28 protein-coding genes and 1 tRNA gene are annotated in these 23,346 nt (G+C 34.4%); 11 read left to right on the forward strand and 18 right to left on the reverse strand.

Features of this window, described 5'->3' with window-relative positions:
* The 7 genes from NMY3_RS10165 to bioB all read right to left on the reverse strand — a co-directional run bounded on the left by NMY3_RS10165 (nt 1) and on the right by bioB (nt 5,920).
* Nucleotides 1-321, reverse strand: a complete 321-nt coding sequence (locus NMY3_RS10165; protein WP_231099999.1) for a hypothetical protein — start codon at nt 319-321, stop codon at nt 1-3.
* Nucleotides 322-387: 66 nt separating this feature from the next.
* Nucleotides 388-585, reverse strand: coding sequence for a hypothetical protein (locus tag NMY3_RS10170; protein ID WP_196815755.1), 198 nt, complete (start codon nt 583-585; stop codon nt 388-390).
* Nucleotides 586-747: 162 nt separating this feature from the next.
* Entirely contained in the window at nt 748-1,845 is a 1,098-nt protein-coding gene (locus NMY3_RS10175; protein ID WP_196815756.1) for a thiolase family protein, read from the reverse strand.
* Complete coding sequence (locus NMY3_RS10180; RefSeq protein WP_196815757.1) at nt 1,836-2,819, reverse strand: LLM class flavin-dependent oxidoreductase; 984 nt, start codon at nt 2,817-2,819, stop codon at nt 1,836-1,838. Before NMY3_RS10180 ends, NMY3_RS10175 begins: the two co-directional genes overlap by 10 nt.
* 2 nt (nt 2,820-2,821) lie before the next feature.
* Nucleotides 2,822-3,511: a nucleotidyltransferase family protein gene (locus NMY3_RS10185; protein ID WP_231100000.1), complete on the reverse strand. Its 690-nt coding sequence runs from the start codon at nt 3,509-3,511 to the stop codon at nt 2,822-2,824.
* A 266-nt stretch (nt 3,512-3,777) separates the two neighbouring features.
* Nucleotides 3,778-4,959 carry an aminotransferase class I/II-fold pyridoxal phosphate-dependent enzyme gene (locus NMY3_RS10190; RefSeq protein WP_196815758.1) on the reverse strand — a complete coding sequence of 394 codons (1,182 nt, stop codon included), beginning with the start codon at nt 4,957-4,959 and terminating at the stop codon, nt 3,778-3,780.
* A complete protein-coding gene (bioB, locus tag NMY3_RS10195; RefSeq protein WP_231100001.1) occupies nt 4,940-5,920 on the reverse strand; it encodes a biotin synthase BioB in 981 nt (326 codons plus the stop codon). The genes NMY3_RS10190 and bioB overlap by 20 nt, the downstream gene beginning before the upstream one ends.
* Nucleotides 5,921-6,168: 248 nt before the next feature.
* On the opposite strand from bioB, the gene NMY3_RS10200 reads away from it, so the two are divergent.
* Entirely contained in the window at nt 6,169-6,765 is a 597-nt protein-coding gene (locus tag NMY3_RS10200) for a recombinase family protein (protein ID WP_196815759.1), read from the forward strand.
* Here NMY3_RS10200 and bioA read toward each other — a convergent pair.
* Nucleotides 6,762-8,093 carry an adenosylmethionine--8-amino-7-oxononanoate transaminase gene (gene bioA, locus NMY3_RS10205; protein ID WP_196815760.1) on the reverse strand — a complete coding sequence of 444 codons (1,332 nt, stop codon included), beginning with the start codon at nt 8,091-8,093 and terminating at the stop codon, nt 6,762-6,764. The two genes, NMY3_RS10200 and bioA, sit on opposite strands and share 4 nt — an antisense overlap.
* 95 nt (nt 8,094-8,188) lie before the next feature.
* Between bioA and NMY3_RS10210 the strand changes: the two genes are divergently transcribed.
* Both NMY3_RS10210 and NMY3_RS10215 read left to right on the forward strand, forming a co-directional pair.
* Nucleotides 8,189-8,752 (forward strand): hypothetical protein, encoded by a 564-nt coding sequence (locus NMY3_RS10210; RefSeq protein ID WP_196815761.1) that lies wholly within the window; start codon nt 8,189-8,191, stop codon nt 8,750-8,752.
* A 31-nt stretch (nt 8,753-8,783) separates the two neighbouring features.
* Nucleotides 8,784-9,146 (forward strand): hypothetical protein, encoded by a 363-nt coding sequence (locus NMY3_RS10215; RefSeq protein ID WP_231100004.1) that lies wholly within the window; start codon nt 8,784-8,786, stop codon nt 9,144-9,146.
* Nucleotides 9,147-9,163: 17 nt separating this feature from the next.
* Here the strand turns inward: NMY3_RS10215 and NMY3_RS10220 are convergent, their stop codons facing one another.
* Together NMY3_RS10220 and NMY3_RS10225 are read right to left on the reverse strand one after the other, a co-directional pair.
* Complete coding sequence (locus NMY3_RS10220) at nt 9,164-9,826, reverse strand: Snf7 family protein (protein ID WP_196815762.1); 663 nt, start codon at nt 9,824-9,826, stop codon at nt 9,164-9,166.
* 111 nt (nt 9,827-9,937) lie between these two features.
* Entirely contained in the window at nt 9,938-10,894 is a 957-nt protein-coding gene (locus tag NMY3_RS10225) for an asparagine synthase C-terminal domain-containing protein (RefSeq protein ID WP_196815763.1), read from the reverse strand.
* Nucleotides 10,895-10,950: 56 nt separating this feature from the next.
* Between NMY3_RS10225 and thrC the strand changes: the two genes are divergently transcribed.
* Nucleotides 10,951-12,297, forward strand: a complete 1,347-nt coding sequence (gene thrC / locus NMY3_RS10230; protein WP_196815764.1) for a threonine synthase — start codon at nt 10,951-10,953, stop codon at nt 12,295-12,297.
* Here the strand turns inward: thrC and NMY3_RS10235 are convergent.
* Complete coding sequence (locus NMY3_RS10235; RefSeq protein ID WP_196815765.1) at nt 12,286-13,698, reverse strand: anthranilate synthase component I family protein; 1,413 nt, start codon at nt 13,696-13,698, stop codon at nt 12,286-12,288. The genes thrC and NMY3_RS10235 overlap by 12 nt on opposite strands.
* 13 nt (nt 13,699-13,711) lie before the next feature.
* Nucleotides 13,712-14,134 carry a DUF2203 domain-containing protein gene (locus tag NMY3_RS10240; RefSeq protein WP_196815766.1) on the reverse strand — a complete coding sequence of 141 codons (423 nt, stop codon included), beginning with the start codon at nt 14,132-14,134 and terminating at the stop codon, nt 13,712-13,714.
* A gap of 109 nt (nt 14,135-14,243) precedes the next feature.
* Between NMY3_RS10240 and NMY3_RS10245 the strand changes: the two genes are divergently transcribed.
* Entirely contained in the window at nt 14,244-15,647 is a 1,404-nt protein-coding gene (locus NMY3_RS10245; protein ID WP_196815767.1) for a glycerate kinase type-2 family protein, read from the forward strand.
* A gap of 22 nt (nt 15,648-15,669) precedes the next feature.
* Here NMY3_RS10245 and NMY3_RS10250 read toward each other — a convergent pair whose 3' ends face one another.
* Nucleotides 15,670-16,122 (reverse strand): DNA-directed RNA polymerase subunit K, encoded by a 453-nt coding sequence (locus NMY3_RS10250; protein WP_196815768.1) that lies wholly within the window; start codon nt 16,120-16,122, stop codon nt 15,670-15,672.
* A 75-nt stretch (nt 16,123-16,197) separates the two neighbouring features.
* Here NMY3_RS10250 and NMY3_RS10255 point away from each other — a divergent pair, with 75 nt between their 5' ends.
* Nucleotides 16,198-16,593: a cyclophilin-like family protein gene (locus tag NMY3_RS10255; RefSeq protein WP_196815769.1), complete on the forward strand. Its 396-nt coding sequence runs from the start codon at nt 16,198-16,200 to the stop codon at nt 16,591-16,593.
* Between the two features lie 7 nt (nt 16,594-16,600).
* Here the strand turns inward: NMY3_RS10255 and NMY3_RS10260 are convergent, their stop codons facing one another.
* The 4 genes from NMY3_RS10260 to NMY3_RS10275 form a co-directional block, all read right to left on the reverse strand.
* Nucleotides 16,601-16,918, reverse strand: coding sequence for a hypothetical protein (locus tag NMY3_RS10260; protein ID WP_196815770.1), 318 nt, complete (start codon nt 16,916-16,918; stop codon nt 16,601-16,603).
* A 32-nt stretch (nt 16,919-16,950) separates the two neighbouring features.
* Nucleotides 16,951-18,012: a transcription initiation factor IIB gene (locus NMY3_RS10265; RefSeq protein WP_196815771.1), complete on the reverse strand. Its 1,062-nt coding sequence runs from the start codon at nt 18,010-18,012 to the stop codon at nt 16,951-16,953.
* Nucleotides 18,013-18,021: 9 nt separating this feature from the next.
* Complete coding sequence (locus NMY3_RS10270) at nt 18,022-18,363, reverse strand: H/ACA ribonucleoprotein complex subunit GAR1 (protein WP_196815772.1); 342 nt, start codon at nt 18,361-18,363, stop codon at nt 18,022-18,024.
* A 46-nt stretch (nt 18,364-18,409) separates the two neighbouring features.
* Nucleotides 18,410-18,483: transfer RNA gene (locus NMY3_RS10275), tRNA-Thr, on the reverse strand.
* Nucleotides 18,484-18,557: 74 nt separating this feature from the next.
* Here NMY3_RS10275 and NMY3_RS10280 point away from each other — a divergent pair.
* From NMY3_RS10280 to NMY3_RS10290, 3 genes are all read left to right on the forward strand, one after another.
* Entirely contained in the window at nt 18,558-18,845 is a 288-nt protein-coding gene (locus NMY3_RS10280) for a phosphoribosylformylglycinamidine synthase subunit PurS (RefSeq protein ID WP_196815773.1), read from the forward strand.
* A 100-nt stretch (nt 18,846-18,945) separates the two neighbouring features.
* A complete protein-coding gene (locus NMY3_RS10285; RefSeq protein WP_257720025.1) occupies nt 18,946-19,227 on the forward strand; it encodes a signal recognition particle subunit SRP19/SEC65 family protein in 282 nt (93 codons plus the stop codon).
* Between the two features lie 110 nt (nt 19,228-19,337).
* The gene (locus NMY3_RS10290) at nt 19,338-21,467 is read left to right on the forward strand and encodes a beta-CASP ribonuclease aCPSF1 (protein ID WP_231100005.1); all 2,130 of its coding nucleotides are present in this window, start codon (nt 19,338-19,340) and stop codon (nt 21,465-21,467) included.
* A 203-nt stretch (nt 21,468-21,670) separates the two neighbouring features.
* On the opposite strand, the gene NMY3_RS10295 is transcribed toward NMY3_RS10290, so the two are convergent.
* Entirely contained in the window at nt 21,671-21,961 is a 291-nt protein-coding gene (locus NMY3_RS10295; protein ID WP_196815775.1) for a UPF0147 family protein, read from the reverse strand.
* A 132-nt stretch (nt 21,962-22,093) separates the two neighbouring features.
* On the opposite strand from NMY3_RS10295, the gene NMY3_RS10300 reads away from it, so the two are divergent.
* Nucleotides 22,094-22,318 carry a hypothetical protein gene (locus NMY3_RS10300; protein WP_196815776.1) on the forward strand — a complete coding sequence of 75 codons (225 nt, stop codon included), beginning with the start codon at nt 22,094-22,096 and terminating at the stop codon, nt 22,316-22,318.
* Between the two features lie 48 nt (nt 22,319-22,366).
* A complete protein-coding gene (locus NMY3_RS10305) occupies nt 22,367-23,149 on the forward strand; it encodes a sulfite exporter TauE/SafE family protein (protein WP_196815777.1) in 783 nt (260 codons plus the stop codon).
* Nucleotides 23,150-23,346: the final 197 nt, after the last annotated feature.

Here is a 23,346-nt window from a genome sequence, read left to right on the forward strand (position 1 = left end):
TTAAAACGAAACTATATCTAATGCTATTGCATCAGATAATAAATAAATGTGTCTGTTCCCTGAAACAAAATTATTTTTAATATCTATCCTAGGAACCCATCTATTTGAGGATGTGAATAGTCTCTCTTTCTTCATTCTGTTTTCAAGCGCTTCTATATCTAGTTCTATCTCTTCTATCTCTTCAGTTTCCAGATTTTGAATTATCAATAATATTTTCTTTATCAATACCCTGTCCCCATTTTTGGAGAAGTCGCGACTTCTTTCATCTTCTTCTATGATTTTTATTTTGATCTGTTTTCGATTTAGTGCATCTCTACTCATAAGCATTCTATCACTCAGATACCCTTCATAACCCATTGCGAATCAATGTACATAAGTTGTTAATAATTATTTTAATCTTTTAACTTCAATTTTGGAGAATTCTAAGTCTAATTTGTTATTTTTGACGCCAACTTGCGAAATTCTAATTCTGTCATAAGGTAATACACTTTGATCAACGCTCCCAATTAATCGTATACCTGAAAATTCGCCTATGCCGTAATATCCTACTAAATCTGGAAGATTAGAGAATGATTTTTCAAGCAAAATACCTTTTCTATTGATTTTTCTAAAACCAGTTTTATTGAAACAGAATTTGCAATAACGATTTGGAGGCCAGATATGGATTTTACAACTGAAGCAAAAAGTCGTAAGCAGGATACCTTTCTCAGCATAGTTTATAATAATATCAAATAATATCATCCTAAGTTATTTTTCAAGAATTATTACTGTAGTGGAGGTACCTGCGGCGGCCATATTGTGAACCAGACCATGCTTACAGCCTTCTTTTTGTCTTAAACCTGCCCTTCCTTGTAATTGTAGCACTATTTCGTTGGTCTGATCAATCCCAGTCGCACCGATGGGATGGCCGCATCCAAGTAGCCCTCCCCTCACGTTAGTATAAAGTGTGTTTTCTTTTATTATTTTTCTTCCCTGACCCTTTTCGACAAACCCCAAGTCTTCGTAGGCCAAGAGCTCAAGAATTGTAAACGCATCGTGTATCTCCACGATATCAATGTGTTTGGGTGTCAATTTCGATTGTTCAAAAGCCTCTCTTGCAGCTATTCTCGTAGATATTATGGAATCAAGGTCATTTGAAATAGATCCAAAGCTAGCGCCTTGGTTATTCTGGGAAATACCTCTGATCCAAACCGGTACTTCAGTCCTCTTTGCCTTCGCTTCTGATAAGAGGAGTATTGACGAAGATCCCTCGCAGGGATAACAACAGTCAAACTTTTTTAAGGGTTCTACCATCATTTTTGAATTAATTATTGATGAATAAGTAAATTGTTTGTCATAGAATAACGCATTTTTGTTCTTATTTGCACTGGCATGATTTTTCAAAGAAACAATGGCTAGATCTTCCTCAGTTGTTCCATACTTTCGAAAGTGGTTTTGGGCATATAGTGATGCCCAGTGAATTGGCATGTCGTATTGTCCTCTTGAGGTATCCCAAGTTAGCTTGTTACCTTGACTGTCTTGCTTTTCTGCGCCTGTTACTAATACTGCGTTACATAATTCCGATTTTATCAATGAGTAGGCTAACATAATACCACTGGTCCCTGAATTACATAGATTTTCGACCTTGGTAGAAAATTTTGGTCTGATGCCTATCATTTCCGATACAATGTTACCCAAATATAAATCGTTTGAGCTACTAGATACAATTAGACCATCTATTTCATCCTTTTGAATTTGTGTTTTCTCAAGTAGATCCACTATGGATTTACTAGCTAACTCAGCAGGAGTAAAATCTGAAGCCTTAGTAAATTTTTGAGTATTGGTAGAATCAATTGCTATTTCCATAACTCTGTAAAATCCTTGTAGTTTAGATTGCCATTAGTATCTTTTACAGGATTCAATTGTAATATCGGTAAATCGATACCGATTTTTTTCCAACGTTTGATCTGACTATTGCAATCATTTATGGAACCTGCAATAACAAAGTCATCAAGCATCTCATCTGTAATGTTTCTAATTGACTCTGCTAGACCATATTTGTTGTAATCACTGTAGATTCTTTCAACTACTGACTTGTATTTTGTTTTCATCAACGATTCGTAGTAGATCCTGCTCACTGATATATAGAAGGCTAAAGTTCTGGCTGCTCTCAGAGCAGCTTTCGTAGGATCTTTATTTGAAACGGATGTTATGATTACAAAAGCCTTCATAAATTCTTGATTTTGATTAACAATTTTGATGCTCTTAATAGCCCTCTTTAATTCATCTTTTGGTTTCAGGTAGAGGATAATTCCATCGGCATACTTTGTAGCTACCTTGATCATTCCAGGATTTACAGCAGCAACATAGATAGGAATATCGTCCCTTGAGTGTTCAAGCAATTTAAAATTCCTAATAACAACGGTATGTCCATGATAGTTAACTTTTTTTGATTTTAACAACAATTTTATCGATTGAACGTATTCTTTCATTCTGATTAACGGCTTATCAAATTTGATACCATGAAGGTTTTCCACCAAGACAAAAGTGCTGGTGCCAAGGCCTAAAATAACTCGTTTATCAGATAAGTTATCTAATGAAATTCCACCCATACCGATTGTCGCTGGGGATCTAGAATAGATATTTACAATAGAAGTTCCTAATTTTACTCTCTTAGTAACTTGAGATAAGGCCCCAAGGGTTGAAAACGCCTCTTTCCCCCACGACTCTGGAGCCCATATGGAATGAATGTTTTCATTTTTATCTACTATAGAAGCAAATTCAAGGATTTCTCTTGACTTTAACAATGATCCAATACTATAACCAATTTTTTCCTTCATATTTATTTTGAATTTATCCTTGATAGTTCTTTAGCTGATTCTTCTATATCTTTGTGAGAATCAATTGATTTCCAAAATGATTTTTCAAATTTCTTTGCTTTCAGTTTTTGTTCATTTGCCAAGGCAGGCAGTGCTGTTGTTTCGATATTTCCCTTATCGGGTAAGAAGTCAAAAATTTCTTGGTTAAAAAAATAGATACCCGCGTTAATCCACTTATCTATTATGTTCGGTTTTTCCTTAAATCCAGTTACAAATTGCTGGTCATTAAAATCAACAATCCCATATGGGCTTCTGAGCGGAACAACTGCAATAGAGTTATAATCGTTCTTATGAGACAAGATATTAAAATCTATATTGGTTAATATATCGCCATTAATCATAAAGAAGCCATTTTTTTCATCCTTTAGAAGAGCTTGTGTATTTTTTAGAGCACCACCGGTACCTAATGGTTCCTCTTCTACCATATAAGCAACCTTTACCTTGAACTTGTTTCCACTTGCGATATGATTTATTATTTGTTCTTTCAAATAGCCAACACAAATGATGATTTCCGTTATATTATTTTTGGATAATAGTTTTATTTGCCACTCAATAATAGGTTTTCCTAAGATTTCTATCATTGGTTTCGGGCGGTTATCTGTGATTGGTTTAAGTCTCTTACCAAACCCTCCAGCTAATATTACTCCTTTCAAAACAAACTTACTGATTTGATTTAAAATATATTTTTTCCTATTACCTCCATGAAAAAGGTTACCTATAATAGGAATTTATATCATATTTACTACAATAAGAATAATGTAGTCTATGTTAATAGTGTTATAACTATGTTAATAGTGTTATAACTATGTTAATAGTGTTATAACTATGTTAATAGTGTTATAACTATGTTAATAGTGTTATAACTCAATAAATAAGAAATATTTCATAATTCGAATTATGAAATAAGATTAAAAAAACCTTAATCTCTGAGTAGCTTTGCAATATTCTCTAATAAGGTATAGATCTGTTCTGGATTATGATTTGTATTTAACGATATTCTTAATCGTGCCTCATTTCTCTTGACAGTTGGATATCGTATTGCATGAACAAAGAAATGCCGTCTTAATAATTTTTTAGAAACTTCTAAGGCTTTTTTTTCAGAACCAATCAAAAGTGGTATTATCGGACTTTTTTCGATATTTCGGCTGTTGATTTTTTGTTCATTGGCTATTTTGTGAAAATACTCAATATTTCTATATAACTTTGTCTGGAGATTTCCAATCTTTGCAATTTGCAAAGACATCGTAGCTATTTCGGCCAAGGAATCTGGAAGTGCAGAGGTAAAAATAAATGGTCTTGATTTATTAATTAAGTAGTCTCTTACTAACTTTGAACAGCTAACATAACCTCCGAAGCAACCTAGTCCCTTGCTCAGACTACTTATATGAATATCAATTGCTTTATTAACTCCGAAATAGCTTGGTGTTCCGCCATAATCCTTTAACCTGCTGTTACCTATAATAAAGTCTCCATGTGAGTCGTCAACTATGAGTATGCAATTATGTTCATTTGAAATCCGTGTAATTTCAGTTAAGTTGGCCATATCGCCGTCCATACTGAATATACCTTCAGTTACTATTATTTTTCGTTTGTTACCATGTTTTTTTATACTCTTTTCTAGTTCATCTATATTATTATGAGGGAAGGGATGAATTTTGCTTGGGGTCAACTTGCATCCGTCTATTATGCTCGCATGATTCAATTCATCACTATAAATAATAGTTTCTTTATCCGAGACACATCCTATGACTCCTAAATTTGCCATGAATCCTGTTGGATAGAGCAAAGATGATTGGGTTTTCCTATGCTTTGATAGGGCTTTCTCCAGGTTTTCTAAACTTTCCGTATTTCCGCTAATTAATCTTGAGCTACATTGTGAAACTCTTGAAATATGTAATTTTCTTAAATTTCTTCTTAAGAAGGTATTCATAGATAAACCCAAATAATCGTTAGAAGAAAAATTATTTACGCCCAGTACTCTAGCTCCTTTTCCTATGTTTGAGAATTCTTCAATAACTCGGAGCTCTCTGTATAGATCCTCCTTTCGTAACTCTCTTAACTTCTTTTGAAAATAAAGTGTATTAGTTTTGTTTGAGCCCAATCTCTTTTAGCATTCTAATATCCTCCTGATGTTTATTTCCTTTTGTAGTCAAGTATCCCCCACTGATTATTCCATTAGCACCTGCTTTTAAGACCTTCTTATCATTCTTTTTCAGATGAACTTCCCTCCCCCCTGCAATTTTTAAAATGGCCCTGGGCATAAGAAAGCGAAATGTAGCAATGGTCCTAATTATTTCCTCTTCCGTCAGGGAAAATTTGTTAAAGAGTGGAGTGCCTTCTCTACCTATTAACATGTTTACAGGGACTTCATCAGGATTTAGAGATTGTAAAGAAATACCCAATTCTACCCTCTGTTCGATTGTCTCTCCCATCCCGATGATACCACCACTACATAACTCCAATCCTGCTTCTTTCACAATTTTAGCAGTATTGATTCTATCTTCATAAGAATGGGTAGTACAAATCTTATCAAACATGCTCTTGGCCGTTTCTAAATTATGGTTGTATCTTTTAACACCTAGCTTTTTTAACATAAGAGCCCTATCTCTCGTCATAAAACCCAAAGATGTATTGACATCTATATCAAGACTTTCCTTTATTAACTTGATAGTATTACAAATTTGAATGAAGTCCTGTTCTGGAGGAGACCTGTAAGCACAAACTATACAAAAACTATTAGCCCCATTATTCTTAGCTTCCTCTGCTTGCGCCAAAATCCTCTCTGGAGTCAATAGAGGATATTTTTCAATTTTGGTTGTATTAAACGTTGATTGAGAGCAAAACGAACAATCTTCTGGACATCTACCAGATTTCGCATTAACTAAGGTTTCAACATCAACTTTGTCACCTCCGAATTTTACGGTAATTTGATTTGCACAATCTGCGAGGAAATCCAGATCAGCAGAATTAATTAATTTCATTGCTTCCTGAAAATTGATTTTCTTATTTGAAAACACATCAATCATTTTTTGGTAGACAAAGTTATTCGTCAAACTACTCATTTGATAATACCTTTTTTGTATGGACTTACTTATATTAGTATTTTAGTCTACCTATAATTACTCGTCAAAAACGAATTTCGTCCAAAGTACCATAATCTTAATTCGTCTAAAAAAGGACCGATTTTCATACTGTCTAAGAACTAGACCAATTTTTTTACTCTAATTTTGGAATAACGTTGAAATTTTTTCTTTTTTTACTCGTATTTTTTTGACTACCTTTATTTTACTCTCAAATTTAAATGGTTGTTATGAAGTACGCGTTTGCTTACCTGCGAGTGAGTACAGAAGAACAGACAGTCTTAAATCAAAAGTTGGCGATGCAAGGTTGGGCTCATTCGCATGATTTTCAGATCTTGGATTATTTCGAAGACTCTTCAATTAGTGGAAAAACAGCTGCAATTGGTCGAAAGGGATTCCAAGAACTCTTGCGGATAATAGCATTAGAATCTGTCGATGCAGTTTTGGTCTATGAACTTTCAAGGGTTGGTCGTACTTTTTGGGATACTCTGGAAGCTATTAAGGCAATTGAACATTATACACCATTAATCTCCTGCTCTCCACGGGAAACTTTTCTTCAAACAACTGAACCAAGTATCAGAAAGCTTATGCTAGGCATCCTGACATGGGTCGCAGAACGTGAAAGGGAGTTGCTAGTTCAGAGAACCAAAGACGGCATTATTAGGGCCAAATCCGTGGGAAAACATATAGGAAGACCTAGAAAAATATTAAACACTACAGACTTAATTAATCACCTTTCTCAGAATAAATCTAAATTAAAGATTGCGAAGGAATTGGGAGTTTCAAAAGCAACCTTGTACAAGAATTTAAGAAATCTGGCTCCCTAGCCAACATACCTTTTATTAATTTCTAAGACAATCTCCAATTGAGTGTCCATTATCTTATTAAGAGAAAATGAGTCTATGGCTAAAGGGGGTATGATAATCATCGTGTCTCCTAGAGACCTGATAAGGACACCTCTTTTGAGGGACTCTCTCATAACAAAATAGTTAATGGGTATGTTGTCTACCATGGTAATGGGTTTACCATTAACTGCAAGATCGAATCCTGCTAGCAATCCCTTCGCTCTGATATTTTTTACAATTGGAATTTGTTGAAAATCTTGTAACCTCTTTTTAAGTTGTTTGCTATTTGATCTTATCTTGTCCAGAAGATGATTCTCTTTGTACATTTTCAGGTTTTCAATTACAGCTGTGCAACCAATTGGGTGTCCAGCATATGTGTGACCGTGAAATAAGTGTTTTTGATCTCCTAAATTACCAGAGAATTGTTGATATATTTTTTTGGAAGTTAATGTAAGGGCTAGGGGAAAATAGCCTCCTGTAATAGCTTTGCCAAAACATACAATGTCTGGAACGCTTTCTTGGGATATGTATTCTATCATGTTTCCGAGCCTTCCAAACCCTGTGGCGATTTCGTCTAAGATCAACAAAATGTCATGCTTTTTACACATTTCATTTATTCTCTTTTGATAACCAGTTGGGTAAATATTAACTCCTCCGGCCAATTGGGCACCGCTTTCCATTATTAACGCCGCTGTTTTATGTGCATTTTTTTCAATTATCTTTTCTGTCCTTTCAACTATTACATTTAATTTTTCCAAATTAACTATCCCATCTAGGGTTACCTTCTTAGGATTCGGAATAACATGACAATTCAATAACAACCTCTTGTAACTCTTAAAGTATTTGTCAACATACCCTACTGACATCGCACCAATAGTGTCACCGTGGTAACCATCGGCCAATGATAAGAATGAGGTTTTCTTCAAATTACCCTGATTACTCCAATATTGTAGAGCAATCTTTAAGGCAACTTCAATAGCCGAAGAACCATTATCCGTGAAAAACATCTTGTTCATGCCCTTAGTTAATTTTAAGAATTTATTTGATAACTCAATTGATTTATTATTTCCAATTCCAAAAATAGTTGAGTGAGGGATTTGTCTGATTTGGTTGATCATTGCATCCGTAATTCGATTACTGCTAAACCCCCAAACATTGCACCACATATTAGAGACTCCGTCAAGATACCTGTTACCTTCATTATCACAAAAATAAAAACCAGTTCCAGATCTCATAATCCTCCTATTGAGATATTTGGTGTAATCATGCATTTGCGTATAAGGATACCAAATGTTGTCACTTTTAGGCAAATATAGATAATATAATCTTGTCTTGATTAATAAATTCTTTATCGTTCTATTCTTGAAATATATATTGATAGCTATTAATGTAAACTGCTAACCAAATGGATTTAAAGGAATTATTGTACTCGAAGATCGATCAACTTGGCGTAGATTATATCAAAACGAAAATTAAAGGTAACATTCAGAATTCGGAGTACATAATCAAACGATTACTTGAAGAATGTGCTAGTTCAAGCGAACTTCGGAATTTAACTAATTCTGATTATCTCGAATTGGCTGAGGGCCTACTGCATTATTTACTAGCAATTACTATAACGCCATCACAGAGGAAAATTAATATTAATAATATTGAAGTCAGCATTCTTGTTCCGGGTGCACGAGATTTGAGAATAAACACAGATAAAGTGATAATTATTCAATTTTTAAAAGCGGATAAGATAGAATATGACCAGACCATTAGGGAGTTATTGAAAATACAACCAACTCTCAATAACATTTGGTTGGTCTCATACTATCCTATGGTAACTATGGTTCCACTTAAAAATTTTGTAATAGATGGTGAGTCAATTAAAAATAAGGATATTGTCCAGCCATTTTCAAAAGTGCTGATTGAAATAAATGATTTTCTAGATCGGACTAATTATACCGGTTTTCGAATTATCTAGGATTTTGACTAAATGTTTCATAATTCGAGTTTTGAAATATAATACTGGTGAAATGTTTATGAAGAAATACAAAATTGAATTTTATGCATTAAGTACTGAATATAATGAAATAAGAAATTATTTTCAAGATATACCCATTGAAGTAATAATATCCGGACTCCGATTTTCAATTAACAGGTACAGAGCAAATGAAGGTGGTTACTTAAATCCAGGACGCAAGAGCCTAGTCAAGAAAGAGACTGCATTACTAACGAAAAAACAAGCTAAAGTTAGACTAAAAAACTGGAAGATCATGATAAAAAAATATCGAGAAAGTGGATATAGCTACCCTACCATTTACCGAATAAAATTAAGGTTGAACGCTATTATCAGCGATACAAAACCCCTAAAATAGTAATGATTGATTGTAGGTCAATAAAGAGAGTTACTTTCCGAGATCTTAGAATCTAATCCTGTATTTGGTAAATCAGGGAATTTGTCCTTCATGTTTTGTTCTACAATAGCACTAGCTTCTTCAATTATTTTCAAAGCGTCTTCACTTACAGCGCTAGTGTTTCCGTTAATATCAGAAGTTGTTGGAATTTGCCCAGAATCATTCATAATGCCGTTTAATATGTCTGTGATCTTTCCAAATGACTGTCCTGCTTCTGGTATCATTGAATTTAATCCGCCTTGAATATTCTTTATTACTGACATTGCGGGGCTTAGAGTAACAACGACATCGCCCAGTTCGGTAATGGTATTCAATCTAAGTTGTATCTGTTCCAATGCCAATTTTGCTGATGTAATCATCTTATTCATTTTCCTGATCTGCGATAATTCGTTTGATAGGATTTTAGCATATTGACTATCATGATTCTGCATCGCGCTAATAATTCTTTTAAATATTATTTGATCTTTCTCGTCCATCTTAGCTGACATACTTTCCAACTTTGCGATCTGAGAGTGAAGTCTCTTTTGTGCCTCCTCTATTCTAGGTTTCAATGGTGATGGGGGTTTGATGTTCTCTAATAATTTCATACCTACATTGCTTATCTCATTTTGTGGTTTGATCCATTTGTTGCTGAAAGACATTTAATTTTATACCCTTTCCCAATCTAAAATCTTGTTTATAAAGGTGTATTTTACTCCAAGCATGTAACCGAAGTGACATTATTCCGAGGTTACATTCCATATCCTCCAAATTTATACTGGATAAGCACCGCAAGTCTTGCAAAAACTTCCATTCCAAATAAATATTATATTACAGGAGGGACATCTCTTAGATTTTTCAGGTTGGTCCCCGGTTTGATGAATGGGTGGGTCAAAAAATTTTCTGTATTTTTGATAATAATACATATGTTCTTTAGATCTAATCATGACCCCCTCGTTCTGTGCCTTTCTATATCCTTCGATGTAGTCTGTATCCGTAATACAATTTTCTAAATAAGTTCCTATCTTGCTTATTCCTGAGCCACTTTCTAGTGCCTCCTTTCTTCTCCAGGCAATCTCGTATCCCAATATTTCTTTAAAACAACTTCTCAAAAAAAATTTTCCGTATATCATGTTTTTATGTATGGCGATTTTTTCATTCACCGATAAAGTCTGACTAAACTTAATGATGTTATCATCAAGAAACGGGGTTGTTGTACAGAGATCATACTTTTTAGCTAATGCAAATGATACAAACTCCATATTTTGAACTATTTTGTTTAATCTTGATTGCAAAATCTCAGGAGTCTTAAGGTATTTACCCAGAAAATTATAGCCTCCAAAAAGTTCATCTGCCCCATCCCCTAGAATAATCGAATTCGCTTTTAACCGTCTAGCCTCTTTAAATCCTAAAAGTTGAACTACGCTATTTCTTAGAAATATTGGGTCAAATGTCTTAAAGTCCATTATCAGCTCCTCCAAGTTTTCTAAGATTGCTTTAATACTTGGCATTACAATGTTATGATTGATTTCATATTTCTCTGCTATTTTGCTAGAATATCGATAATCGGAAGAATATTGATCGATGGATATTGTTATGGCTTCTCTGGGATGCATATAATTCAGAAGGATACTACTATCTAATCCTCCAGAAAGCAGTATAGATTCACCAGGGGAATTAGTGCATACACATTGCAGAAGTTCCCGGAATTCTCTACATAAGTCTAACAAACATAATGATGTTGATTTTACGTTTATAAATCTAAAACATTAAACCTTAAACTTGAATGGAATTTAGAGCAAAAAAAAAGTGTATTAATCCATCCTGCGGAATAGAATATTCCATAGATAATGATATTTATCGTTGCTCTTGCGGTTTTCTTTTAGATATAAAGTATCCAGATGTCCCAAATAGAGACTTAATTGAAATATTTTACCAACGACGTAACTTTGGAGGGAATATATTTAATGAAAGTGGGGTATGGCGATATAGAGAATTATTAAATTTTATTGATGTTGATACTGAGAGCTTGCAAGAATGTTCCAAATTTTTGGTTTCATTGGATGGTTCGGAAGGCAGATCATCAAGACCTTACCAAATGAGTAAGGTTGCAAAGTACGTTGATTTACCTAATGACAATTTACTTCTTCAACCTGAGGGTTATAACCCGAGTGGGTCCTTTAAGGATAATGGAATGGCAGCTGCAGTCACACATGCAAAATTGTTGAAGGTTAAGAAAATAGTTTGCGCCTCTACTGGAAATACTTCAGCATCTGCAGCAATGTACGCCTCAAATGAAGGATTTGAGTGTGATGTTTACATCCCCAGGGGTGAAATAGCTCCAGGGAAGCTTGGTCAAGCTTTTCAATTTGGCGCTCAAGTACTTCAAGTGGATGGTAATTTTGATGATGCTCTGACATTATCTTTAGAATTGGCCTCGAAGGAAGGCGGATATACCGTCAATTCATTGAATCCTTTTAGAATTGAAGGTCAAAAAACCATAATATTTCGGATAATGGAACATCTAAATTGGAACCCGCCTGATTGGATCGTATATCCCGGAGGAGCTCTAGGTAATATATCCAGTTGTGGTAAGGCGCTTATGGAGCTCTACGAATGGGGCTGGATAAAAAAGATACCTCGCGTTTTAGTAGTCAATGCTGTGGGTGCAAATACTTTCTATCAACTAGTAAATGGATTGTTTGAGGATACAGCGTTAAAATGGAATGAAGGTAGAGTTAATACCGATCTCATTGACCGATTTTACTTAAATCAACAAGAAAATAATATTGTACCTAAGACTCAAGCGACGGCAATTCAGATCGGGAAACCTGCTAACATAATTAAAGCATTGAGAACAATCGAGTTTACAAATGGCATTGTAGAACAAGTTCAGGATATAGATATGATGGACGGAATGGCCATAGTGGGGTTGAATGGATTTGACTGTGAAATGGCATCAGGATCTGTTCCAGCAGGAATAATGAAGTTACGCGAAAAGGAATTAATAAAGAAAGATGAGATCGTTGTAGGAGTACTAACAGGCAGGCAAAAGGATCCATCGATCGCAATTCAATATCATCTGTCTAAATCCAATAAATATTCTCGACCGCCTCGTGAACTAGTTAATTGAGGTCTTGTTACCGGTTTTTTTAATCGTCTTTAACGTTGAGAGTATAGCATTGGATTTATCTTCTGTCTCTTGATATTCTTTGGCAGGCACTGAATCTATAACAATTCCTGCACCAGACTGTGTGAATGCTCTCTCTCCGTTAAAAAAGATCGACCTTATTGTTATCGCAAAATCACATGATTGATTGAAAGAAAAATAGCCAACAGATCCAGCATATGGTCCTCTACTTTCTGGTTCAAGGTCATTTATTATTTCCATTGCTCTTATTTTTGGTGCTCCTGATATCGTGCCAGCCGGAAATACAGCTCTAAATGCGTCGAATGAATCGTATTTTTTATCCAAGATGCCCTCTACATGAGATACAAGGTGTTGTATGTGACTAAACTTTTTAACTTTCATTAATTCTGAAGTAACAACCGAACCAAATCGACAAACTTTTCCAAGATCGTTTCGGGCTAGATCAACCAACATAGTATGTTCGGCGATTTCTTTTCGATCCTTTAGTAATTCTCTTCGGAGACGTTCTGTAATACCCTTGTCTACTGAAACCGGTCTTGAACCAGCAATGGGATAAGTTTCAACCTGATCCCCGGTTATTCTTAGTAACATTTCGGGGCTGGATCCAAGCAAAATCCTAGAACCGGTCTTATAATAAAACATGTAAGGTGAAGGATTAATTTTTCTGAGGTCCTCGTATAATTCCAGGTGGTTTCCTTTAAAAGTAAATTTTATTTTCTTTGATAAAACTGTTTGAAATATATCTCCAGCAGATAAGTGCTCCTTAATCTGGTTCACTTTATTCTCAAATGCCTTTTTTTTTATACTTCTCTTTGGCAATGAGAATGTTGAGTCATACTTTCTTTGCGTCTTGGTTTTCCTTTTGATAATTTTTTTAATAGTTTCGATTCTAGATTTTTCATAAGAAAAATATTCTAGTCTCTTTTTCGTATGATCGTACACTAAGCCATCATCAAAAAACCCGAATTCAAGAATGGGAAATGATGTATTACTTTTGACATTGATTTTCTCCCAGTATTTTATTGCCTCATAACAAAAATAACCTACAAGTCCTCCAACATATCTGTAATCTTTATTACTAACTATTGGAAAACAATTTTTCAGTGTGTCGAGAGGGTCTGTGAAGGAAATTTTCCTTAAAATCCTCTCTTTTTTATATACTATTAATGTTTTATTGTAACATTTTATTTTGTATTTAGGACCAAAGCCAATAATGGATGATTCGACCAATTCCTCAGGTCCTTCCAATGATTCAAAAATGAAAAGGTCATTGAATACTTCACTTAAACTCTTGAATATTTCAAATGGATGGATGCGTGTATTCAAATCAACAAAAGTTGGTTCAATATCAATTTTGAACAACCTATCTAGATCACTTGACACTGGAAATCCCTTTCTAACGTAAGTCTTCTAAGACATCGCTATCATAAGTGCCCTCAATTGAAAGTGGCTTTCTACCTACAAAACCTTCATTTTTCCCATGCCAAAACTTAATTTTATCCTCCCCCATCTTCCAGCATAACCATACCTCCTCGTTAAAACGTTTCGAAGGGAAATCTAATAGACCTTCATCAAAACTCTTGATTAGGATACCTAATCCCTCAAGTTCCTCAATATCTTTATACATCTCAGTAATTGCCTTGTTCACTTGAACCTTCTTTATGAAAAATGACTCGTGTGACACTTCTTGGCTTGCAACTGACTCTAATTCAGTCTGCAGATCCATTATATTATTCCTTTGCATCAGGATATCGGCAAATTTGACCTTTACCTCTGGTAATATACTGTTAGCTTCTACGGGGGTGAAGAAATTAAACATGAAATGGAGTGGGGTCAATAAATATTTATTTTTATTTAGTATATTAGCATTGATCGCTTCATTATAGAACAATTATGAATTAATATTACCATAACACAACTGAATTGAAATGAGTATTATTAGAAACAAAGATACTATTATTAGATATCATAATTGTAAATCATTAAGTGATTCCTTAACAGCTTTAGATTATGCTTTCAAATATTCTGATCCTGAAAGGCTTGTTGGTGAATCTATTAACATAGCTTCAAACTTACAACTTTCTGGCATAAATAATAGAATACACCAATTCGACTTACCTGATAGGGCATCTACTCTTGTTGTTAGTGTCGGCAAAGCTTCCGAGAAAATGCTAGTTGGATTCATTAATAAAATGAAGGATAGAATTAAGAAAAGTATATTGATTATTCCTATTGGATACTCGATAGAAAAAATTAACTTTGAATTATTGGATAATACAATAGTAATTCAGTCATCTCATCCAATTCCAAATGTCCAAAGTACTTTGGCTGCTAGAAAAGTAGTTAAGGAATTACAAAATAGTAAAAGTATACAATTAATAGTCTTCTTAATATCTGGAGGATCATCTTCTCTTATGGTTTCACCTATTGAGGGGATTAACCTTACGAACAAAAAAATTATTAATAAGATGCTGATAACTTCTGGAGCTAATATAGAGGAGATAAATATAGTTAGAAAGCATCTATCACAAATCAAGGGAGGCAAGATATTGCGTCGTATACCTCCAAGTACTCCAGTCATTGCTTTAATTCTCTCTGATGTAGTCGGTGATCATCTCGATACCATAGGGTCGGGATTAACATCCTCAGATAGATCTACATTTAAAGATGCACTTTCTATTTTGAACAACTACATCACCTTAAATAGTAAATCCGAATCTATTAGAAAAGCAAAAGTCGTGCTAGAATCAGGGGTTAGGTCCCAAATACCGGAGACTATGAAACCAAAAGAATTTAGTTCAAGACAAGTAACTAATATCATTATTGGAAACAATTCAAATTTTTGCAGACTAATTCAGGAATGTTTCAAAAAGTGGGGTTACTTCACAAATTATATGGGATCAAATTACGGGATTTCTATGAATGATTTCATTAAAGTCGCATCCGGGATAATTAATACTAAACATGAACCGAAAACTTGCATCATTTTGGGGGGAGAAGTCACCAATACGCTATCAGGTCGCAAGATGGGAATTGGGGGTAGAAATCAAGAGGCAATTTGTCAACTGCTGCAAATAATTAGAAATAACGATCTTCATGATTTTTCCGTTATTTGCATAGGCACTGATGGTATTGACGGAAACTCTCCTTCAGCGGGTGGCTTTATCGCACCCAGGACTATCGAACTATTGAAAAGTAAAAAATTAGACGTAAATTATTTTATCAAAAGCAATAACTCTAATGTGTTGCTCACAAAATTACGTTCAAGAATAGACACGGGCTATACAGGTGCGAATTTCAACGACGTTTATCTTTTCGTCAAAAACAAATAACGACGTCTTTTATTTAGTTTCTCTAAATGGTCCATTCTATAGGAATATCTTGGTATAGCCCATTGGGAAGTATTCTCCTTATAGAAATTGGCAAAGTTTTCTTTTCCAGTTCATATTTAGCTATCATAATGGTATCTGTAAATTCTGGCGGGATCTTTGTTAGAATGGGTGCCCCCAATGACAATTGCAATGAACGGGCACCTGTTATCCTAGCTTTTTCAAATCTAGTTAATCGGACAGGACCGATAAGGATTTCATTATTCTTAGATGGAATTTCCTTAAGCTTAAATTCTACATCAGCATCATAGGTTTTATAAACTATAACCACACTTGATTCTTTTTTCCCCACCTCACCTAACTTACTATCTGAATCTTCCGATTGCAAGTTATCTTTTCCAACGTCGCCAATCTTATCCGTGTCTAAATCATCATCCTTCACTGCGCTTGACTTCTTTTTTGCTCGCTTAACAGCCACTACTATGCAAAAAGATTAAATTATATAATTAAATGTTGCTGAAAGTTCATATTTATAAACCTTTTATTGATATTTGTGTCAGCTGAGTTTCAAAGCGTTTCGACTATACCAATAAAAATAGGCTTAAATCAGGCACTTGAAGTAGAAGGAGAATTAAAGAGACATCTCTCACCATTAACAGTAAAGAAATTACTTGAGGTATTCCCCATTTATGGCAGAATTAATAGTTACGAAGGTAGATTTATCTATATTCAGGTGGGTCTTCAGATCGGATCCGAAAAACCTGTTCACACATTCAAAAAAGGAGATTTAGCGTTTTCTCCATTGGGAAATTTCATTTGCATTTTCTTAGATGATGCTTTATTAAGTCAAAAAATGAACTTGTTGGGGAGAATTACCTCAGGTAACATCGATATATTACAATCTTTTAGAGTCGGAGATCATTTGAGCATCGAAAAGTCACTGAACTAGGATTAAACTACTTTAACTTTTGGTATATTCTATGTCCACTATATCCGCCTATCGATTTTATGATGCTTTTGTTCTCTAGATTTTTCAAGAAATTATTAGCAACCGAAATTTTCACACCTAGAGCCCTTGCATACGAATGAACAGTGATAGCCTTCATCGAGTCTAGTGTCTTTAATCCCTGCCCTTCTTCAATCAACACTGATAGCTTTTGCTTTTGCTGAGTTTTAGAAGCTGGCGTCTTTTTTACCTCCTCTTTTTTACCTCCCTTATTATCTTGAGATTTGGAAGCATTGGACTGACTTGGTTTTTTCTTATTACCGCCCATTATTAAACAAAATTTCTTTATTCGCAGATTATTTATATCTTTAAAATTGGTTTTACTTTGAGTGTTATTCTAAAACAAGTAAGAATATCTTTGCATCTATTGCGTATGGTTACTTCTGTTACCCCTGCTAACCGAGATATATCCATCTGTAAAATATTAATTCCAAGAAGGACCGATGCAAGATATAGATATGCCGCTGCTATACCGTTAGGAGATTTGCCATCTGACAGAAGATGATTTTCCGTTTTTTTGGCTATTTCAATGGCCAGTCTTTCGATTTTAACATCGAATTTTGCAGTATTAGCCAATTTCGAAATATACTGATTAATATTGATTGACTGCATATTTATTATTGTAAAACTCTGCTTGTTTTTGTTTCCGGTCTTTGGATCGTGTCGCAGAAAATCGGTAATTTTGTTTTGGCCTTGAATTACCATACTGGTATCATCATTTTCACAAATCAATACCATAGAACGATAGTATTTTGAAGCCAATTTCAGATTTTCACTAGTGTCTTCGGTGTTACCATTATGATGTACTATTTCATTAAGAGACCTAAGGATTTTACAAATTTTGCAAGCATAGTATATAGCCGCTGCAGCCATGGATGCCGAAGATTTTCCCTTGGTATCGTTCCTATTCTCGTAATTTCTGTAAATTAATGCTGCTGTTTCACATACAACTTTAGGAAATGACATGAGCGAACAAATTTCGTTAATTTTTGATAACACGTTTGAAAGTCTCCTATCTTTCGAATTTGAGATTCTTATGATATTGTTCCATTTCCTTAGATTGACAACTGACTTTCTGATATCATCATTGAAATGTCGACCAGAATAGTCTTTGCACTGATTATCAATCTCGGTATGAAGACCATAATCATGATACGCAATACTGTTTACACCACTAGCCCTCAAGGTATTTGATTTTTGTCCGGGGTCGCTAACATAGGCATCCGGACCTTGATATACCAAATTTTCTTCAACCACATAACCACATATACTACATACAAATTCCCCTTTTACTGCATCCTGCACCAGGTTTGCATGACATTCAGGGCATTCATTCACAAGATCTACATCATTCGAAACCATTTGCTTCACCTATTTTTTATTGTTCTTAATTTTCTTTTTATTTTTGGATTTTGAAAAAAAGTCTTTTTTTCCCATAACGGTAAAATATACTTTCAAACCTGCCATCTTATTCTTGGCTTGAACAAAGGGGATTATAGATGCATAGGGAGAGTTCACTGAACCAATTAATTCAGCGATCTTGCCTATCCTCTTCTCCTTATTGTCTAAAACCATCAACCCCGATTTCACCTGTGAACCGTTATTCTCGACTCTTACTATCAAGCGTCCGCTTTTCGAAAAATGAAGTATTTCTCCCAGCAATTCCATAGTCAAAATTCGATAATCACTATTACTTACATATTCTTCTGTCAATTAAAGCTATCAAATCTATCAATTATTATTATTGAATCATACATGCAGGTCATGACGGGATTTGAACCCGCGACCTAAGGTTTACAAAACCTTCGCTCTGCCAGGCTGAGCTACATGACCATGATTTTAATATCAATTAAATTCTGTAATTAAAAGCTTTTGTATATATAGTGACCTCCTTTTTTGATAAATATATGACGGAACCCAAAAAAAAGAAAATATTTGACGTTATCGTGAGTATCGAAAACAAGCCATTCCTCAACGATCCTGAAGGTGAAACAGTGCTTAACGATCTTATTCTCAAAGAAAATTATTCCGATGTAGTTTCGGTCAGATCAGGAAAATCTTTGTTAGTCAAAATATTATCCTTGGACGAGAGAGAAGCATTGTTCAAAGTAAAGAAAATGTGTGATGATCTACGAATATACAATCCAATAGTAAGTAACTGTGAACTTTCTATCAAAAAAATACAAAACAATTGATTATTCTTATATCAATTAGTTAATACAAAAAAACTTAAAGGTTAGAAAGAGCTTTTTTATTACAAGCCAGTTGAAGGATTATGAAAATGTTATCATATGGGTGGATTACTATAATAAGAGCTTGTCCAGGGGAAAGGGTAGACGTATATCAAAATCTATGGCAGTATATGATCCGATGATAACGGAGTTGATTGGTGCCGCAGAATCTTTAGGGTATCAAGTTGAAAAAGATCAGATAAATGATGGTGCGAGATTTCCTAAACGACCACATATCAAATCAGGATATATCATGATATCTAAGAATGAATCACTAAAGAATAAAATATTGAAAGACATCGCCGAAAAAATGGTGATAAATAGGACAAAATCAAAAGGCAAGTAGTCTGTACCTGGTAACAATAATTTATTAAAAACATAAATAATCAATAGTAGATAGAAAATATGTCTGAATTTTTGCGACATGTTAAATAATTTAAGGAAATACATAATAAATTGACCCGTGATAATACTGAAAAAATCACTTTTCGTGAAAGATCAATACCTTTGAGAGAACCCAATGTGGTAATAAAAGGCGATAAAGGTAATTCACTATTATCATCTCCAGTAAATTTTGAAGAAAAATTGGAATATCAAGTAATGCAATCCATTCCAAAAGAGGCTCAGGTAACGGTTGTTAGGTGTGAATCGGCTAATATTGCAATTTATACTAAGAATCCATCATTCGCACTGACAGAGTTAACTCTTCATCTTTCGGCCCTTTCAAAATCAATGAAGAAAAGATTCATAATTAGAACAGACCCATCCATAAGGCTTTCTGAAGATGATGCTCGTAATGCCATCAGCAAAATATTGCCAAAAGAAATCCTGATAACCGTACTATTTTGTGATGAAGCTACAGGAGAGGTTGTTTTAGAGGTAAACAATCCCGAGGGGATTACTGCTGAAATATTTTTGCAAATTGCAAAGGAAACAGGTTGGATTGCACACACAAGACGATCCCCTCATATCCCATCAAATAGCATAAAAAATATACATTCTATATTAAAAAATTCCTCCAAAGAACGCATTGCCTTTTATCAAAGTTTAGGAAAAAGAATTTTTAGACCTCCTTTGTTGTCTAATTCATTACTTTATAATGATGATACCAATTGTGAAGCTAACCTAACCCCTACCAATAAAGTCAGCAATTCTAGATATTTATCAAGGAAATCTGTTGATGATGGAGCAATATATCAATACAGCAATTTGAAAGAGGTCACTATTTACTGCTTAGGTGGTGTTAAACAAGTAGGTCGATCCTGTTTTATTGTTGTGACTCCAGAGAGTAAAATAATGCTTGATTGTGGTATTAATCCTGGTGAAAATATGAACTATAATGCTTACCCTAGACTGGATTGGTTTAATTTCAATTTAGAGGAATTAGATGCAGTTGTGATTAGTCATGCCCATATAGATCATCAAGGGTTCTTACCGGCAATATTCAAGTATGGATACAAGGGGCCGATTTATTGTACAGAACCCACTTTGCCTTTGATGACTCTATTGCAAATGGATTCGGTAAAGATTGCGCAAAGCAATGGGTCGTACTTGCCATATGAGATCAGAGATGTCAATGAGGTCATCAAACATTGTATACCACTTCCTTACGGAAAACCAACTGATATATCCCCAGATGTTACAATAACTCTAAATAACGCAGGGCACATCATGGGTAGCGCAACAGTCCATATTAATATTTCAGGAGCTCACAATATCTTATATACTGGTGATTATAAATACGCGAAAACCCAATTACTAGATGGAGCTTTGGCAAATTATCCACGGGTTGAGACTATTATTACTGAGAGTACCTATGGTGCGAGTTCAGATATTATGCCCGATCAATCTGTTGTTTATAACACATTTACGAACAGCATCAATCATACATTAATGAGTGGTGGCAAGGTGCTGATACCTGTTCCTGCTGTAGGTAGGGCACAGGAAATAATGTTAGTCCTAGATAAAGAGATGAGAGAAGGTCGATTGGTGGAATCTCCAATATTCATTGAAGGAATGATATCTGAGGCAAGTGCCATTCATATGTCTTACGCGCACTACCTTGGATATGAAGTGAGAAAATCTGTATCTGAAGGTACTAATCCATTTTTGTCCTCTTACTTCACCGTAATAAACGGAATTGGTAAAAGAGAAGAAGTCTTTAACGATGATTCTCCTTCCATAATTATGGCAACTTCTGGAATGTTAGAAGGAGGGCCGTCGGTTGAATATTTCAAACAAATTTCTCCTAATCCTAAAAACAAAATAATATTCGTTTCTTACCAGATTAACGGCACGCTGGGTCGTAGGGTGCTAGATGGGACTATATCAGAAGCTAGTATGATAGATAAGAATGGAAAGGTTAAAGTCATTCCGGTAAGATGTTCAAAACAAAAAATTGACGGTTTTAGCGGTCACAGTGATTTTAATCAAATACTAAATTTTGTTTCAAAAGTGAGACCCAAGAGGGTCTTGGTTAATCATGGGGAAAAATCTAAATCAGAGAATATCGCAAGTGTAATTTACTCCAGAATGAAAATAAGATCTAGCGTCCCTGACAACAGAGAAATCATAAAGTTAAGGTAAATTTCGATAGGTTTTTTCGTATGTATGATGTTCTTAATGTTGAACTGATTTGGCCATAAGATATAGATGTATTAATTGTAATATTGTGTTGAGCGGAGAGGGTGCCTCGCGACATTATTTAGCAAATCCTAATCATAAATTAGAGAAGTTACCACCACCACCTAAGCCTGGCAAGCCGACTACTTAAAAATCTGTAAGAGTAATTACTCTCTTATACTTTCTAACGCTGATACAACTTGCCATAAGCTAGTCCTGATATGTGATTGCATTTGAGGATTTTGGGTGACACCGTCTAACATACTAATAGCATTAGCAGCTCGCACTGATATACTTCCTCCTTTCTCATCCTTAAGAATGGCTAAGACCTCCCTTATCATATTTCTAATATTTCTTTGAATGTTGACGTTTTTTATTAGAGAATCTAACGTAGATATTGCATTATTTAATCTCTCAATATTTTCTTTTTGTTTTAATTCTTTCTTTGTAACTGTCAATTTGAATCACACAAGTTAAATTTTACCTATTTCATATTAATAGCTTTATTTATTTGATCTCTTGATCCCAAGATGTGAAAAATTTTAATATGAATCTCATCAATAGTTTATGTTTGAAAATGGGACTAATCGATGAATAGGTCAGTTATGATTATATCATTTTGGATAATAGGGTTTATTGGAGGAATTTTCATTTATTCAATTTTACCATCAATATTAAATTTTTTTAATTCTTTCATACCAAATTTGTTCTCACGGTATTTCTTTGAAGCCCTGATCGCAGGAATAATAGGATCAGGGTTAAGCACTATCGCTGTACTCTATTGGGCTAACAAATCCTCTAAAGAAGAATTTTGAAAAAATGATCCTCATTATATAGCCGAAAATAAGTTATATCATTTATATATGCTCATCGATGTTCTAGTAGCCTTTGCTGTTTCTCTAGTTGCAGGTCTGATTGGCTCGATGGTAGGTATAGGTGGCGGCATAATTAACGCCCCGTATCTTAGTTATCTTAATTATACCCCATCGCAAATATCTTCAACAAGTCTTATTGCAGTTTTTTTTACGAGTTTATCTTCTTCGTTTCAATATATTAGAAAAGGGTTGACCGAAAAAAAGATCGGAATGATTTTAGCCTTCTCATCAATCCCGGGAACATTCATCGGTGTTTACATTTCAAATTCCTTTACTTTGGATGAATTTCGATATTATTTCGCGCTCATTTTGATGGCTACATCTCTCTACTTATTATTTCGATCAAAAATACTGGGCCAAGATAAAAAAATGCCTGATCTCACACAAAAAGGAGCTAATTGGAAATCCTCTCGAATATTGATCTTGATTATTTTCTCATTGATGGCCGGTACATTGTCTAGTAGTTTTGGGATAGGAGGTGGTATCATTTTTGTTCCGTGTTTGATTATTCTGTTGGGATTTAGTATGAAAAAGGCTTCTGCTACTTCACAATTCGCCCTCATATTTACATCACTTTCAGGCTTAACATTGTTTATCATTGACGGTAAACCCAACTACTATATGGGATTCATCTTGTCCATAGGGTCAATCATTGGTGGTACTTTGGGTAGTATGCTAACTAGTAGGATGAAATCCAATTTATTATTAAAAATATTTAGTATCTTGTTACTAATTGTGTCTTTTAAATTGATTTATGATGGTTCAGGATAATTTGACAGCTAGATATAACCCAAAGCCAAAAAACATCCAGAATAATATATAGTATAGAATTTATTGAAATGTTAAGATGGATCCCTGTCATAACCGTGAATAGGTCATACTGTTCTTCAACATAGAGTGAACATACGTTCACCTAGAATTCTTGATGTCTTACCAAAGAATCAATTATTTAATAAACATTAATTTTA

The sequence above is a fragment of the Candidatus Nitrosocosmicus oleophilus genome (assembly GCF_000802205.1).
Classification (GTDB): Archaea; Thermoproteota; Nitrososphaeria; order Nitrososphaerales; family Nitrososphaeraceae; genus Nitrosocosmicus; species Nitrosocosmicus oleophilus.